This is a genomic window from Streptococcus sp. DAT741 (genome assembly GCF_009866825.1).
GTDB classification, from domain to species: Bacteria; Bacillota; Bacilli; order Lactobacillales; family Streptococcaceae; genus Streptococcus; species Streptococcus ruminantium.
On sequence record NZ_CP019557.1, the window covers coordinates 1,855,457 to 1,871,932 of the forward strand.

Genomic DNA, 16,476 nt, shown 5'->3' on the forward strand with positions numbered 1-16,476 from the left:
TTCTTCAAAGTGTTCTCGCAACCAAATATCCTGCTTGTCGAAGAAATCGGCAAGCCATTTTTTTGTCATATTTACATGAAATGCCATTATGATTAAAGATGTTAGCAACGATGTAATAAAGCTAACCAAGATGCTTATGATAAAAAAATTCATCTTTCTTCTCCTCCAACTTTTGAAACAGAACTATTTCTTATTTTTCCTAATGCCACCACAGTCTCCCACACATCTAGCCCCTCGAGGCTATCAACTATCAGTTGACTGAGCTGGTAGTTTTTCTTTTGCCAGTTCTGGATTAGTTTGCTAGTCATCATCTTCCACCACATTCTGAACTTCCACAACCTCTACATGAGCCTGCTTGACTATCAAATCTTTAGAAGCACAGAAGCGAATCAGGATGCTCACTGCTTCACCAATTTTCAAGTCATGCTCATTAGCAAAATCTACAACATATTCATACGCGTCCGATTCAATACGGACCACTTTTTCAGCTATTTTCATGTTTCTACTCCTCTTCAAAACTTTCCCAACTCTCAGAAATTCTAAGTTTCTTGTTGACTTTCAGTTTTAAGTCATCACTACCATGACCTTCGTTCAAGAGGCGTGTTACCATTGCAGGAGTAACCCCTAGAACAATCGCGAAATCCGTCCGGGACCAGCCGCGGTCATGCAGTCGTTTTTTGACCAAATCGGTCCATTTTTTATGTTGTTGACTCATATTTTTTCCTTTCTAATTTGGTATAATAAAAATAAAATGATTGGAGAAAGATAAATGCTGCAAAATGTATATATTCAATTTAGAGACCTACGAACTAGTATTACAATTGACACACCTTCTGTTTGTCCTCATTGTGGACGGACTATGTCACCACAACACGTTGGAGAAAGTGACAGTTCGGATAAAGGAAGCTATACAGATCGCGGTAGATTCTCAGTAGTTTTCCGTTGTCCTTACGAAGATTGCCTAAAGTATTTTGTAATTGAATATATTCATGATGAGCCAAGTAATGGAACTCCTGTGGAGTATTCCTACCGTCCACCTATCAATGTGAAATTACCAGATAACATCGAGAAAGTTTCTCCTGTTTTTGTTGAAATATACTCCCAAGCAACTGTCGCAGAATCAGAAAAACTAGACCAAATCGCAGGTGTTGGTTATCGTAAAGCGGCTGAATTTTTGATTAAAGACTATGTCATTTCAAAAAATCCAGATGATGATGAGACAATCAAAAAAATTATGCTAGGAAAAGTAATCAGCGATTATCTTTCAGATTTTCCAAAATTACAAGCCTTAGCAAAATCTGTCGCATGGATTGGCAACGATGAGACGCATTACGTTCGTCGCCACGATAACAAAGACCTCCAAGATTTGAAACGCTTTATTCTAGCTTCTGCACAATTTATTGCCGCAGATTATGATGCAGATGATGCTCTGTCGTTCACATCCACATCTTGATTTTGAGTTGATATTTTTTTATCAATTTCATCTACCTTCTCAGCTATATAAGTCACAGTCCTCATGATTTCATTGAGGGCTGTTCTTTCTAATTCATTCACATCTCTCCCCCTCCTTCCTATAAATTGGTTAAAAACCTAGTAAAATGACGAAGAAACTTTTCTGCTCAAACTTTCAACTATGAAAACCTTTACAAAACTTCTAGCATTCTGTATAATAAGTTTACCTTTATACAGAAAGGAGCTGATGCAAATTGGCGGAATTTTTGAAAGGTACTGTGCTCTCATAAGTAAATAGACACCTTGCTCTGCTCGGAGCCGTAGCGGACTAGACGCGTAAAACTAGGAGGAGAATCAAACAAGGAATCTCTGCAGAAATCCGCAGAGGGAGTCATGGCATGAGACGTAAAATATTGCCGTTACCGAGTTTGATACTCCAGAGCCGTGGTGATACTTTGAAACCTTGCAGTGCTGGTGACCAACCCAGCAAAGTTTGTTTTGTCTGTCCGAGAGGCAGAGAGCTTCTAAAAAGTTGGTGGATGTCAGACCCTCGGACGGTCTGGCATTTTCTTATGAGATACTGCTATTAGTTTGAGCAGAATAATTTCCGTAACGCATTTCAGATAGCAGCTGGAATGCGTTTTTTATTTTTAAAGTTAAAAAGTTAGTAAAACTGTTGACATTTAACAATGAATAATTTAAAATGAAATCATAAAGAAAACACTTGATAAAACAAAGTTCAATCAATACAATCTGCACGCCAATGCTTTTATTTTTTGAATTAGTTTTACTTGTGTTTTTACTAACTCCTTAACCTTACAAAAACTATTTTAAATTATTCGTTGTGTTTTGTCAAGTATTTACAACGAAAAATTTAAATATTTTTTGTCATCCTTTAGAAAGGTTGATAAATCAATGTTTTCAACATTTGAAAGAATTAAAGAATTGTGTAAAAAGCATGGAATTTCGCTAAATTCACTTGAAGAAAAACTTGGATATAGTCGAAATACAATATATTCTTTAAAAAAACAAAAACCTAATGCTGAACGAATTGCAGAAATTGCTGACTACTTCAACGTCTCAACTGATTATTTGCTCGGCCGTACCGATAACCCACGGATTGCTAAAGAATCTGATGCACCCTCAGAGGTTGACCTCAAGGAATTGGCCAAAGAATCCTTCTTTTATGACGGCCACCACCTCAACGATGAAGACATCGACTTGATCTCTTCATTGCTTGAGACAAGAATTAAAAACAGACAGGACTGAGGTAAAGTTTATGGGAAGTGGGCGCACCAATGAAGAAATTGCACTTTACAATGCTCAAGTGTTAGCTGACCTAGAAGAATACTTACACTATCTAACAATCCAAGGTGAACCCGAAGATCAACGGGCCGACAAGATAAGCCAATGGGTTGAAAGCTGGACACGCTATTTAAAACGTGAAAAAGATTTTAACCCCAAAGGAATTTCAGCATTCAAAAGAGGCAGTATTGTATATGCAGATTTCGGATTTAATGTCGGACGTGAATACGGTGGACACCATTATGCGATTGTCTTAAATAAAAAAGATTCCAGGAAAAATCATCTCTTACACGTACTACCGTTAACATCTGTAAAAGAAGATACTGACTTAGGAAATCTTCAATATTTCCAAAAATACATCGGAAGCGAAGTTTTTCAACTAATGCTCCAAAAAGCTCTAAGAGTAGAAACAGAAGTTGAAGAATTAAGAGAGCAGCTAAAGAGTCGTCTCGAACATTTACAGATCCGTTTGAATAATATAAAAGATTTAAAAATCATGCTCGAGGATTTTCAAAATGATTTTTCTATAAATGATACTCAACAATCTGAACAGGTAGATAGTGTTATAAAAACCACCGAACAAGAGATTTCAGAAATTAATAATGAAATTGAAGAAAATGATAAACTGATGAACGATTTCGACACCACTAAAGATTACTTAAATAAACTGATTGCTAAAATCAATAAGATGAAGCAAGGCAGTATCGTCTTGTTAAATCAAATTACAACAGTAAGTAAATTAAGGATTTTAGATCCTAGAGAAAAAGATTCTGTCCTTAAAGATATTGTTTTATCTTCGGAAACTATGAATGAAATCGACAATCTTTTAAATGATTTTTTCTAAATACTTGACAAAAATAATGAACTAGGCTATCATATGGTTATAAGGTCGCTAGACGACAACCAAAATGATATTGTCCCTCGAGGACAACCGAAAAGCCTTGCTCATTGAGTGAGGCTTTTCTATTTTAACAGACAGGACTGATGTGATATGACCCAAATTGCCTATTTTGATGGCAGAGACACCGGTATCAAAGGTGTCTATAATAAACCAATTGATACAGTCTTTATTGATGTCTATCTTGATGACCTGGAGAAGAAAAAAGTCACTTATCACGAGCTTGGCCACAAAAACCATACCAAAGCGGATTATGAATATAACCGTGAACGGTGTGAACTCCAAGCAGACAGAAACATGATCCACCATCTACTCAAAGAAGAACTTGACCAGATGGATGATCACAAGGATTTTAACTATATCCAGTTTATGGAAAAATACAAATTAAAAACCGTGGTCAATGAAACCATGGTCAAAGAAGAATTTAATAACTTGGCTAATATTGTTTGATAATATTTTATGCTATGACATTGTTTAGCTATAAGAATTGACAAACAAATAAAAAAATTATATAATAGACACAATCGAAGTGAATGCTCCCCCCTGGGAGCCCTAAAGAGCCATTGTGTCCGCACATGGCTCTTTTTGATTATTGAGGTCAAAATTCATGGATAACAAGCCCTTTAAAACAATAGATGAGCAGATTGAAATTTTAAAATCACGAAATCTCACATTCTTACATGAACCATCTGCCCGACGAATTCTAGCAACTGTTGGATACTATGAACTTGTTAATGGTTATAAAGATATTGGTATCGAAGAAGGTGAAAGGTTCAGAGATGGATTTACATTTGAACAACTTTTTCATGTTTTTAATATGGACAAAGACATTCGTTCAGCTGTTAATGTTGCAATTGTAGAATAAAAAAAGCCTCACGCTCAAATTTTGGTCGAGGAGAGCGTGAGGCGAATTAAGTATAGTAAAAACCTGCTTTGCAGTAGGTCTCTTTACTATACCCATTTTATCAAAAAAGAAAGGGTAAATCAATGGCATACTTTAGAAAAAGGGATAACGGTTGGGAATACCGCATTTCCTACAAGGATGTATCTGGAAAATATAAGCAGAAATCAAAGAGCGGTTTTAAAACTAAGAAACTTGCTCAAGCAGCTGCTAGGGAAATTGAGAAAAAACTATCTCAAAATATCCTGACAGATGGAGAAGTTACTCTATATGACTTTGTCAAGACTTGGTCAGAAGTCTATAAACGTCCTTATGTCAAAGATAAGACTTGGGAAACCTATACAAAAAACTTTAAGCACATCAAGAACTATTTCCAAGAGTTGAAGGTCAAAGATGTCACACCGCTTTACTATCAAAAAAAGTTGAATGAGTTTGGCGAGAAATATGCCCAAGAAACTCTTGAGAAGTTCCACTACCAAATCAAGGGAGCTATGAAAGTAGCTGTGAGGGAACAAGTCATTCATTTTAACTTTGCTGATGATGCAAAGGTTAAATCACAAATTGAATCAAGAGCTGAGGAAAATGATTTTTTAGAAGAAACTGAGTATAAGGCTCTCTTAGCCCTCACAAGAGAGAATATCCAGTATGTATCCTATTTCACTCTCTACCTTCTTTCTGTTACTGGTTTGCGATTCTCTGAGGTCATGGGGCTGACCTGGAATGATGTTGACTTTAAAAATGGCATACTGGATATCAATAAAGCTTTTGATTACTCAAACACTCAAGATTTTTGTGACTTGAAGAATGATCCATCAGAAAGAAAAGTTCCTATTGATAGAAAAACAATAGAAATCCTATATGTGTATAGACAAAACTATTGGCAAGCAAATATCAAGAATAGAATCTGCTTTGGTGTATCTAATTCAGCATGTAATAAGCTAATTAAAAAGATTATAGGCAGACCTGTCAGAAACCATACTCTAAGGCACACATACGCATCATTTTTAATTTTGAATGGTGTTGACATTGTGACAATCTCTAAGCTTCTTGGCCATGAAAGTCCAGATATTACTCTGAAAGTTTATTCACACCAAATGGAGGCACTGGCTGAAAGGAACTTTGAGAAAATCAAAAATATTTTTCTAGCGTCATAATTTGGGGCGAATTTGGGGCGAACAACTCAAAACCTTTGATATATAAAGAGTATTTAATCCGTCTACCGCCTTTCAGTACCTGATTTGTCAGGAATTAACCGATTGAAAAGTCCGATTTTGCGGGCTTTTTTGATTTTCTCATTCGGTTAAAGTTGGTTAATTGTGGTAAAGTTGGTGGCAAAAAGCGAGCTTCTTTGCTTTTCATTCAGAACCGGTCATTACAAAAACTCAAGCCTAGCAGCCTGAGTTTCTTTTTTTTACAATTCCGCAATCTGACTCAGATTGACTTCCGCAATAGTATCATTACCAAACATAGAGATAACCATCTTAACTTTATTGTTATCAATTTCTGTAATTTTACCTGTGTAGTCGGTGAAGGCTCCATCAATGATTCGAACAGTATCGCCAACTTTTACATCTATATCAACCCCTTGGACTGTTTGTCCCATTGATACCAAGATTTGACGGATTTCCTCTTCTAATAATGGAGTTGGTTTTGAACGGTTCCCGTGTGAACCAACGAAACCAGTAACATTTGGTGTATTCCGTACAACGAACCATGCTTCATCCGTCATGACCATCTCCACCAAAACATACCCTGGGAAACGATTTTCCTCTACCTCTTTGATTTCACCATTTTTCTCAACCTGGACGGTCTGAGTTGGGATTTCTACACGAAGAATATTTTCCAACATATTGTAAGTGTGAGCGCGTTGGAGTAGGTTTTCCTTGACCTTATTTTCATATCCTGAATAAGTTTGCAAGACAAACCATCCCTTATCAAAACTATCGTACATAGCCATTTCCTTTCTTTTAGAACCCAATACCTTCTGCTGATCAACCATATAAAGTTAATCCGCATTGAGTGTAATTTGAAGACGCTAAAAAAAGCCCGAAGGCTTTCGCTTTTCTTTATTATATCACTTCCATTTTACAAATGGCAAGTATTTTCTAGAAAAGATGAATCAAACTGAGAATTCCTCGTGACAAAATCAAGTCAAAGAGATAAATAACTGCTACAAAGAAGGCTGTGTATTCTACAACGGATACAAAGTCCTTCCAGCTCTGCTTACGAGTTGGCCAAGAGGTATCTTTCAAAATACGAATCATATCTTTGATAAACTTCACGCGCGACTCCTATCTGGTTTCTTTGTGAACAGTGTACTGCCCACAGTGTTTACAATATTTATTTACTTCTAACCGTGTTGGCTTGGGATTGCTCGAAAGGCTGATTGAATAGTTTCGAGAACCGCAAACTGTACAGGCTAGGCTTGCTTTTTTAAGTGCCATAAAGCCTCCATCCGTATCATTTTACCATGTTTTTATGGATTTGACAACTCCCTCAAACCAAGTTGTTAGGTTATCCCATAAATTTTTTGCACGTTCTGGAATGCGAGCCTCTACCAAGCTTTTCTTAGTCTGTTCAATTAAATTTTTTGCCTGTTCAGAAATCTCTTGCGCCTGATTTTGATCTTGGTTGGCAGTCGTTTCTGATTGAGGAGTTTCATCTTCTGCCACTTTTACAATCCCATTTTTTGCATAGGCATTCTCTACATCAAATTTTGTCCCAGCAGTATGGGGAAGGATAGCATTAGCCACTGTTCTAAACACTGACGGTGCCTTCCAATAACTTGCACTATCAATGTAGTGATTCTCATCCGTCTTCTCAAAACCAACCCATTGACTAATGACCAAATCTGGTGTATAGGCGATATGCCATTGATCATTAACCAGATTCACATCGAAGCTGGTTTCTGTCGTCCCTGTCTTTCCAGCAATATAGTAATTGGCCGCATCTGCTGTTACACCCGTACCGTTCGTATAAGTTCCTAACATCATGGACGTCATCTTATCTGCTACAGACCGTTCAATAACCTTGGTACTCGTCTCGCGGTGCTGAGCCAACACCTTTCCACTAGCTGTTTCAATACGAGTAATCAAGTGAGCATCTTTCATAACTCCCTTATTGGCAAAAGTGGCATAGGCCTGAGCCATTTGTAACGGGTTGGTTTCCACGCCAGAACCAATAGATACTCCTAGAACCTTCTCCACATTGTCCATATTAAGTCCAAACTTTTGACCGTATTCAAAGGCCTTATTAACTCCCAGCGTATTGACAATATAGGCTACCGGTAAATTATAAGACTGTGCTAAGGCTTGATACATCGGGACGGAGTCTGAGGTAGAACGATCGTAATTATGTAAAGTATAGCCTCCATAATTTTCTGTATGGTTATCTAAAGGCTTGTCAATCGACCAACCAGCTGCAACCGCAGGAGCGTAGGCAACGAGAGGTTTGATGGTCGAACCTGGGCTACGCTTGGCTTGGGTCGCAAAGTTAAAGGTTCGAAATGCTGCATTCTTTGAACTATTAACACGACCAACCAACCCCCGAACACCTCCGGTAGTTGGGTCAAGCGCCACACTAGCTGCTTGAGCATGACTACCATCAAAATTAGAAGTTGGAAACTTAGTCTCATCATTGAAGATGACCTGCATGCTAGCCTGAGAGTTTTGATCCATCTCAGTATAAATACGGTAACCGTTGTTGATAATGTCAGATTCTTTCAGGCCATAACGCTCAATTGCTTCTGCGATAACCGCATCAAAATAGGATGGATAAGAATAGTTATTCTGTTTACCCGTATAAGTATCTGCTAGCTGACCGGCCAAGTCAACTTGAAAACCCGCATCTGCTGTTGCCTGATCAATATAGCCTGCGTGAACCATATTTTGTAAGACTGTATCTCTACGATTTTTAGCATTTTCCAAGGAATAATAAGGGTTATAAAATTCTGGTCCCTTGAGCATACCAGCAATCACTGCTGATTGTTCAAGTGTCAGGTCTTTGGCAGAAGTCCCAAAATATTTCCGACTAGCATCTTCTACCCCCCAAACCCCATTACCAAAATAAGCATTGTTGAGATACATGGTTAAAATCTCTTGCTTGCTGTATTTCTTATTGATTTCAAGTGCTAAGAAAAATTCTCTGGCTTTCCTGCTAATATTTTGATCTTGAGTTAAAAAGGCATTCTTAGCTAATTGCTGGGTAATGGTCGAGCCTCCTCCTGATTTTCCTAGAGTCAAAAAGGCTAAAATAGTTCGCTTATAGTTAATGCCGGAATTTTCATAGAAGGTCCGATCTTCTGTCGCAATAACTGCATTTTTGAGATTATCAGAAATAGCATCTAGCTCCACATAAGTTCCCTTTTGACCGGAAAGGGTCCCTGCTTCAGATCCATCTTTATCATAGATAACTGTTGTCGCCTTCAAAGCCTGCTGCAAATCGCCAACATTAGCAGTCTTAGCCAAGAAAAAGAGATAACCACCTACTACCAAAACTGCAACTCCCATAAAAATAAGGAAAATCTTAGTCAACTGATAACGACGCCAAAACTTGCGAATCGGTGTTGGGATGCGGGATTTTTTCTTCGTTTGATTAAGCTTCCCCCGACTACCTCTACGACTAGGTCTATCTTCATATTCGGAATGAAAATCTTCTGGAACATCAATCGGTTGGTGCTGTAAATCGTCCATAAAACACCTCTTTCTAGATTTTGTACCATTATACAATATTTCCCAAAAGCTAGCAGAAAAAAACACCAGAACCTATCTATCACACAGAAAATTTTTGAAAAATATGGTAGAATAGGGTCATTCTGACAAATAATAACCCATGAAAATCCGAAGCCAACAAGCCAAATCTACTAACGAAGAAGGTCGTTCCCTAGACAAGTTGCCAAAGACCAGAAGAGAAACGCTTTGATTTTCAAACAGTTTAAGAGGACATTTCATGACACACATCTACGATATCACCATTATCGGTGGAGGACCTGTCGGTCTCTTTGCCGCCTTTTATGCCCACCTTCGTCAAGCCAAGGTCAAAATCATTGACTCTCTACCACAACTAGGCGGTCAACCGGCCATTCTTTATCCAGAAAAAACGATTTTAGATATTCCTGCTTTTCCGAACTTGACGGGACAAGAGCTAATAGATAACTTGTTGATACAGTTGGCTCCTTTTGATACGACTATTTGTCTCAACGAAACCCTGACAGCCATAGAATCTGGTGAGGTCATCACCCTGACAACCAACAAGGACACCCACCAGACTAAAACCCTCATCATCGCCATGGGGGGAGGAGCTTTCAAGCCTCGCCCTCTGGAAATTGAAGAAGCGGATAACTTTGATAATATCCACTATCATGTTTCCAACATCCAGCAGTATGCTGATAAGGATGTCGTCATCTTGGGAGGCGGAGATTCTGCGGTTGATTGGTCCTTGGCCTTTGAAAAAATCGCAAAGACCACCCATATCGTTCACCGTCGCGACAACTTCCGTGCCCTTGAGCACAGCGTAAAAGAGCTGAAACAGTCCAGCGTATCCATTCACACTCCATTTATTCCTAAGAGACTTTCTGGGGAAAATGGCAGAGCAGACAAATTGGAGCTAAACAGAGTCAAAAGCGATGAATATCTCACCCTGCCCTTTGATCACCTTTTTGTCAACTACGGATTCAAATCTTCTGTCGGAACGCTAAAAGAATGGGGGTTAGAACTCAATCGCCACCGCATTCTTGTCAACAGCAAACAAGAAACTTCTGTTCCAGGTATCTATGCCATTGGTGATTGTTGCTACTACGAGGGAAAAATCGACTTGATTGCAACAGGCTTTGGAGAAGCACCAACCGCTGTCAACAATGCTATGAACTACCTGAATCCAAACGAAAAAGTGCAGCCAAAGCACTCCACTAGCTTATAAGATGAAAATTGTTATTCGTATTCCCCAAACCTTTCCCCCCCTCACAGTCAAGGAAGCCTTGGAAGATTATTTTCTTATTCCACGAAAAATCCGCCATTTTCTCCGAACCAAGAAACATGTCCGCATCAATGGTGAGTTGATTAACTGGCAAAGTTCCGTCATAGCAGGAGATTTATTGGAGTTAATCTTTGATGAAGAGGACTATCCTGAAAAGCTGATTCCCATGGGAGAAGGCGATTTAGTAGAAGAACTCTATCAAGATGAACATCTGATTATCGTAAATAAACCCGAGGGCATGAAAACCCATGGCAATGAGCCAAATGAAATCGCTCTTCTCAACCACGTATCTAGCTATGTTGGACAGACCTGCCATGTGGTTCATAGGCTAGATAGAGAAACCAGCGGAGCTATTCTATTTGCCAAAACCCCTTTTATCCTCCCCATTCTCAACCGACTCTTAGAAGACAAGCTTATCTACCGAGACTATCTAGCTCTCTGCCAGGGACAGATAAAGAAAAACGTCTGGACCATTACAGATAAGATTGGACGAGACCGCCACGACCGCAGAAAGCGAGTAGTGGACAACCACGGAGGAAAAGAGGCTCTAACCCGAGTCTATCCGCTCACAACAATCGGTAAAAATAGCCTAATTAGCTGCCGACTCCAAACAGGTCGAACCCACCAAATCCGTGTCCACTTAGCTCACCATGGACATGCCTTACTCGGCGACCCACTCTATAGTAAAGTGTCCGCTCCGCGTCTCATGCTCCATGCTCAAAAACTCAGTCTGACCCATCCACTCACGCTGGAAAACATTAGCGTAGAAGCTAGATCAGAAACGTTTGAAAAGGTATTAAACAGTTTGAAATAAAGAACTCCATGTTTCAAGGCTTAAATGGCTTATGAATATGGAGTTTTTTCAATGGTCTCCCTTTTCCAAGAAACCAAATATAGCAGAACATAGACACCCCCTTAAAATGTAATAACTTTAGGAATCCTAAATAGTGTTGTTCATCTTTCAACTCTTAGAAACGCTATTATTTCGATGTCTCTGGGAGTTTTTTGCTGTTGACTATAAAGAAAGAGATTAAAGGTCTTGACCAAAATGGACTTTTTCTTCAACTCAATATATAAGTAGGCTGTTTTTTAAAGGTGAAAACCCCAAAACAAGTCCACATAGTGTCAACCGATTGTTCTTAACATCCTGTAGTTTAGATGGTAAAATTTTATCGTAAATGCTAAAAAAAAAAAAGCAATTACTGATTAAAAAAGGAGGGTCGCAATGACTAAGTTAAGAAACCTACTTCTAATCTTGCTGGTGTTGTTTGGCGGGATTTTTTCTGCCCAAGCAGCCTCGGCAAAATCTGTTGACATCAAAGTTGAAAATACAGAATTGACTCCAGAAGTACTTAATGGAGGACTTTCTACGAACTTTTCATTTGATTTTATTGTACCTCGCGAAGCAAGTAAAGGCGATACAACAACCATTTCTCTGCCAAACGAATTAAATTTTCAGCGGGATCAAGAATTTGATGTCTATGCTACTAATGGCGGTAGCATAGTCGCAAAGGCCAAAATTGATACTGCAAATAAAAAATTAACATTGACCTACACAGATTACGTTGATAACCATAGTGACATAGTAGGACATCTCTCGATGAATGTTGTGGTAGATAGGAAAGTGGTAATAGCCGCAAAAAGCATTTCAGCAGAAATAAAAATAAATGACAATACCACCATCAAGATTGGTAGCGGGAAAATTAACTACACTGGTACAGAAGGTGATAGAGACGATGTTGATTTTTGGAAATACGGAGTTAGTTCTAGAACCGATGAAATAGTGTATTTAATCAATATCAAACCTTCCAAAACAACTGTACACAATGCCAGCATTATTGATACACTTAAGTCTCCGGGTCTGCAGTATGTGGAAGGTAGTTTTGAAATCCAAGAGGGAGAGTGGTATAAAAATCATCAAAATTACTGGACGTTAGGAAAGGCCACTGATGTTACTAGTAAGTATAAAGTTGAGGTTTCTCCTGACAAAACCTCTTTTAGAGTTGAACTTGGAACAGTTGCTGACAAAGGATACGTAATTAAGTATAGGGTAAAAGCTGATTATTCTCTCGTCAACGGAGAACAGCTTAACAATTTGGCAGAATACTATACTGGAGCAACTAAAAAAACTTATGCCAATAACACTCATACATATCAAAGCGCTTCTGGCACAGCTGCTGGCTATAACTATAGCATCACCATCAAAAAAGTAAACGAAGCTGGAGAAGCTCTTGCAGGGGCTGAGTTTACCGTTACCCGTAAATCAACCGGCCAAGTCATCGGCACATTTACAACCGACTCGGAGGGTAAAATAATTATTGGTAAGCTTCTAAGAGATGAGTATATTCTTACAGAAACCAAAGCGCCAGCAGGCTATGTGATTGCAGCTCCTGTAGAGAAAATAGCTGATAATTCAGCCATAACCATCACAGACAAAAAAGCAAACATTGACATTGAAGGCAAAAAGACCTGGAACGACAACAACGACCAAGATGGTAAACGTCCGAAATCTATCACCGTAAACCTCTTGGCTAACGGTGAGGTCGTTCAAAGTCAGAAAGTCTCTGCCGATACGAATTGGACTTATACCTTCACTGACCTACCGAAGTACGCTAACGGAAAAGAAATCATCTACACTGTTTCAGAAGAAAAGGTAGACGGGTATGAGATGAAGGTGGAAGGAACCAACATCACCAATACCCATACTCCAGAAACAACGCAAGTTTCAGGTACCAAGACCTGGAACGATAACAACGACCAAGACGGTAAACGACCACAATCTATCACCGTAAACCTCTTGGCTGATGGTAAGGTCATCAAGAGCCAACAAGTCACTGCCGAAAACGACTGGAAGTATACCTTCACCGACCTACCGAAATACGCTAACGGAAAAGAAATCGTCTATACCGTGACAGAAAACGCTGTTGAAGGCTACACTACAACCTACGATAAGTACAATATCACCAATAGCTACACACCTGGTCAAACCAGCCTCACAGTAACCAAGACTTGGGATGACAAGGACAATCAAGACGGTAAACGGCCTGAAGCTATCCAAGTTCAACTCTATGCTAACGACCAGAAATCTGGCGAGGTCGTGACACTAACAGCAGCCAACAAATGGACACACACTTGGACAGGACTTGCTAAGAAGGCAAACAAAAAAGACATCGTCTACACCGTCAAAGAAGTCTCAAAAGTAGAGGGATACACCACTACTGTAGGAACTGTTGAAAATGGAAATGTCACCATTACCAATACCTATAAACCAAGTACAACCTCTATCAAGGTAAACAAGGTCTGGAAAGATAAGGACAACCAAGATGGTCTGCGCCCAACTTCCATTACCGTCAACCTCTTGGCGGATGGTGAAGTTGTTAAGACGGAAACGATCACACCAAATGCTGATGGCGATTGGAGCCACACCTTCACAGACTTGCCTGAATACAAAAATGGCAAGAAAATCACTTACACCGTTTCAGAAGAAAAGGTAGAGGGATACGAAACAACGGTAGAAGGAACTACCATCACCAACACCCATACTCCAGAAACAACAGAAGTTGCAGGTACCAAGACTTGGAACGATAACAACGACCAAGATGGTAAACGTCCGAAATCCATTACCGTAAACCTCTTGGCAGACGGTCAACCGGTCGCAAGCAAAATCGTCACCGCAGACGACAACTGGGCTTACAAGTTCTCAAACCTACCTGCTAAGAAAAATGGAGCTGCCATTACCTACACGATTAGTGAAAAAGCAGTCGCAGATTACACTACAACCTATGATGGCTACAATATCACTAACAGCTACACACCGGGAGAAACAAGTGTCACTGCCACAAAAGTTTGGGAAGACAACAACAACCAAGACGGACTGCGCAGGGAAATCAAACTAGAACTCTACGCAGACGGTGTTGCCACTGGACAGGTTCAAACCCTTTCTGAAGAGAACAACTGGAAAGCAACCTGGACAGGGCTTGCCAAGAAAGCAAACAAAAAGGACATCGTCTACACCATCAAAGAAGTCTCTGCTATTGATGGCTATACTTCAAAAGTAACTCAAACATCAACCAATAACTTTACCATCACCAACACCCATACTCCAGAAACAACGCAAGTTGCAGGTGCTAAGACCTGGAATGACAACAATGACCAAGACGGTAAACGTCCGAAATCTATCACCGTCAACCTCTTGGCTAACGGTGAGGTCGTTCAAAGTCAGAAAGTCTCTGCCGATACGAATTGGACCTATACCTTTACTAACCTACCGAAATACGCTAACGGGAAGGAAATCGTCTACACTGTTTCAGAAGAAAAAGTAGACGGGTATGAGATGAAGGTGGAAGGAACCAACATCACCAATACCCATACTCCAGAAACAACGCAAGTTGCAGGTGCTAAGACCTGGAATGACAACAACGACCAAGACGGTAAACGTCCAAAATCCATTACCGTAAACCTCTTGGCTAACGGTGAAGTCGTTCAAAGTCAGAAAGTCTCTGCCGATACGAATTGGACCTATACCTTTACTAACCTACCGAAATACGCTAACGGGAAGGAAATCGTCTACACTGTTTCAGAAGAAAAAGTAGACGGGTATGAGATGAAGGTGGATGGCTACAATATCACAAACAGTTACACACCAAGTACAACCTCTGTCAAGGTAAACAAGGTGTGGAAAGATAAGGACAACCAAGATGGTCTACGCCCAACTTCTATTATCGTCAACCTTCTGGCAGATGGTCAGGTAGTTTCTACAACAACCATCAAACCAGATGCCAACGGTGATTGGAACTACACATTCACAGACTTACCTGAATACAAAAATGGCAAGAAAATTACCTACACTGTGGAAGAGGCGAACACACCAAACGGGTATACCTCATCTGTAGAAGGAACCAACATCACCAACACCCACACTCCAGAAACAACGCAAGTTTCAGGCACTAAGACTTGGAATGACAACAATGACCAAGACGGTAAACGTCCGAAATCTATCACCGTAAACCTCTTGGCTAACGGTGAAGTCGTTCAAAGTCAGAAAGTCTCTGCCGATACGAATTGGACCTATACCTTTACTAACCTACCGAAGTACGCTAACGGGAAGGAAATCGTCTACACTGTAACTGAGAATGCCGTTGATAACTATACAACAACCATTGACGGGCACAATATTACCAACAGTTACACACCTGGTCAGACGAGTCTCACTGTTACCAAGGTCTGGAAGGATAACAATAATCAAGATGGTAAACGTCCTGGATCTATCCAAGTTCAACTCTATGCCAACGGTGAAAAGTTGGGCGAACCTGTAACCCTGACTGCTGATAACAAGTGGACGCATACTTGGACAGGACTTGACAAGAAAGCAAACCAGAAAGATATTGTCTATACGGTCAAAGAGGTTTCAGTGGTTGATGGATACACAGCATCTGTAGGAAAAGTTGAAAATGGAAATGTCACCATTACCAACACCTACAAGCCAACCACTCCTCCTAAGAAGAAAAAATCGACTCCACTGCCATCAACAGGAAGTCTCAGCGGACTAGGACTGACATTTGTCGGACTAGCACTTGCCGCGACTATCAGTGCTCGAGCGATTTACCGAAAGAGGAAATAGGCATGACAAACCCACAGAGTGAGTAAAGATAAACATATATTTACTCACAATAAGAAACAACGGCTTTTGATACCGTTGTTTTTTTACTTCACAAGAATGGAAAAGCTAGGTCAGGTAAAAAGCAGAAAGCTCTACGTTTCTAGTTTTTCACGAAACGTAGAGTTTTTCTCATGAAGTCACCTTTTGAAAAAAATTCTTTCCCTTAAAATGAATCCTTCCTCTTACGAAACAAATAGCATATAAAATAGAGAACATATAGCAAATCTAGTAAAAATAGACAAGCAAGTAACCCAAATTGCCACCACGACTCAACTTTTACAGCTAAAA

Annotated in this window: 16 protein-coding genes; 9 read left to right on the forward strand and 7 right to left on the reverse strand. The window is 39.7% G+C overall.

Annotated features, from left to right (window positions below; all coding sequences use genetic code 11):
- Positions 1-300: 300 nt before the first annotated feature.
- Together BZG42_RS08810 and BZG42_RS08815 are read right to left on the reverse strand one after the other, a co-directional pair.
- The gene (locus tag BZG42_RS08810; protein WP_155996255.1) at positions 301-498 is read right to left on the reverse strand and encodes a hypothetical protein; all 198 of its coding nucleotides are present in this window, start codon (positions 496-498) and stop codon (positions 301-303) included.
- A 4-nt stretch (positions 499-502) separates the two neighbouring features.
- Positions 503-715, reverse strand: a complete 213-nt coding sequence (locus tag BZG42_RS08815; protein WP_155996254.1) for a transcriptional regulator — start codon at positions 713-715, stop codon at positions 503-505.
- Positions 716-769: 54 nt separating this feature from the next.
- On the opposite strand from BZG42_RS08815, the gene BZG42_RS08820 reads away from it, so the two are divergent.
- Positions 770-1,453, forward strand: a complete 684-nt coding sequence (locus tag BZG42_RS08820) for a DUF4145 domain-containing protein (RefSeq protein WP_178085430.1) — start codon at positions 770-772, stop codon at positions 1,451-1,453.
- On the opposite strand, the gene BZG42_RS09985 is transcribed toward BZG42_RS08820, so the two are convergent.
- Positions 1,411-1,554: a hypothetical protein gene (locus tag BZG42_RS09985; RefSeq protein ID WP_165437318.1), complete on the reverse strand. Its 144-nt coding sequence runs from the start codon at positions 1,552-1,554 to the stop codon at positions 1,411-1,413. The genes BZG42_RS08820 and BZG42_RS09985 overlap by 43 nt on opposite strands.
- Positions 1,555-2,367: 813 nt before the next feature.
- Between BZG42_RS09985 and BZG42_RS08825 the strand changes: the two genes are divergently transcribed.
- From BZG42_RS08825 to BZG42_RS08845, 5 genes are all read left to right on the forward strand, one after another.
- Positions 2,368-2,721, forward strand: coding sequence for a helix-turn-helix domain-containing protein (locus BZG42_RS08825; protein WP_155996253.1), 354 nt, complete (start codon positions 2,368-2,370; stop codon positions 2,719-2,721).
- Between the two features lie 10 nt (positions 2,722-2,731).
- Positions 2,732-3,601 carry a type II toxin-antitoxin system PemK/MazF family toxin gene (locus BZG42_RS08830; RefSeq protein WP_155996290.1) on the forward strand — a complete coding sequence of 290 codons (870 nt, stop codon included), beginning with the start codon at positions 2,732-2,734 and terminating at the stop codon, positions 3,599-3,601.
- A 147-nt stretch (positions 3,602-3,748) separates the two neighbouring features.
- On the forward strand, positions 3,749-4,105 hold the full coding sequence (locus BZG42_RS08835) for an ImmA/IrrE family metallo-endopeptidase (RefSeq protein WP_155996252.1): 357 nt from the start codon (positions 3,749-3,751) through the stop codon (positions 4,103-4,105).
- Between the two features lie 157 nt (positions 4,106-4,262).
- Entirely contained in the window at positions 4,263-4,520 is a 258-nt protein-coding gene (locus BZG42_RS08840) for an Abi family protein (RefSeq protein WP_155996251.1), read from the forward strand.
- Between the two features lie 122 nt (positions 4,521-4,642).
- Positions 4,643-5,710: a site-specific integrase gene (locus BZG42_RS08845; RefSeq protein WP_155996250.1), complete on the forward strand. Its 1,068-nt coding sequence runs from the start codon at positions 4,643-4,645 to the stop codon at positions 5,708-5,710.
- 257 nt (positions 5,711-5,967) lie between these two features.
- Here BZG42_RS08845 and nusG read toward each other — a convergent pair whose 3' ends face one another.
- From nusG to pbp2a, 4 genes are all read right to left on the reverse strand, one after another.
- On the reverse strand, positions 5,968-6,507 hold the full coding sequence (nusG, locus tag BZG42_RS08850; RefSeq protein WP_024531814.1) for a transcription termination/antitermination protein NusG: 540 nt from the start codon (positions 6,505-6,507) through the stop codon (positions 5,968-5,970).
- Between the two features lie 154 nt (positions 6,508-6,661).
- Positions 6,662-6,838 (reverse strand): preprotein translocase subunit SecE, encoded by a 177-nt coding sequence (gene secE / locus BZG42_RS08855; protein ID WP_024531815.1) that lies wholly within the window; start codon positions 6,836-6,838, stop codon positions 6,662-6,664.
- Between the two features lie 9 nt (positions 6,839-6,847).
- Positions 6,848-7,000 (reverse strand): 50S ribosomal protein L33, encoded by a 153-nt coding sequence (gene rpmG / locus BZG42_RS08860; protein WP_032537855.1) that lies wholly within the window; start codon positions 6,998-7,000, stop codon positions 6,848-6,850.
- Positions 7,001-7,021: 21 nt separating this feature from the next.
- Positions 7,022-9,247: a penicillin-binding protein PBP2A gene (gene pbp2a, locus BZG42_RS08865; RefSeq protein ID WP_120172279.1), complete on the reverse strand. Its 2,226-nt coding sequence runs from the start codon at positions 9,245-9,247 to the stop codon at positions 7,022-7,024.
- A 256-nt stretch (positions 9,248-9,503) separates the two neighbouring features.
- Between pbp2a and BZG42_RS08870 the strand changes: the two genes are divergently transcribed.
- From BZG42_RS08870 to BZG42_RS08880, 3 genes are all read left to right on the forward strand, one after another.
- Positions 9,504-10,472, forward strand: coding sequence for an NAD(P)/FAD-dependent oxidoreductase (locus BZG42_RS08870; protein ID WP_155996249.1), 969 nt, complete (start codon positions 9,504-9,506; stop codon positions 10,470-10,472).
- Between the two features lies 1 nt (position 10,473).
- Positions 10,474-11,343 (forward strand): RluA family pseudouridine synthase, encoded by an 870-nt coding sequence (locus BZG42_RS08875; RefSeq protein ID WP_155996248.1) that lies wholly within the window; start codon positions 10,474-10,476, stop codon positions 11,341-11,343.
- Positions 11,344-11,754: 411 nt separating this feature from the next.
- The gene (locus BZG42_RS08880) at positions 11,755-16,149 is read left to right on the forward strand and encodes a Cna B-type domain-containing protein (protein WP_201443298.1); all 4,395 of its coding nucleotides are present in this window, start codon (positions 11,755-11,757) and stop codon (positions 16,147-16,149) included.
- The last annotated feature ends 327 nt before the right edge of the window (positions 16,150-16,476 follow it).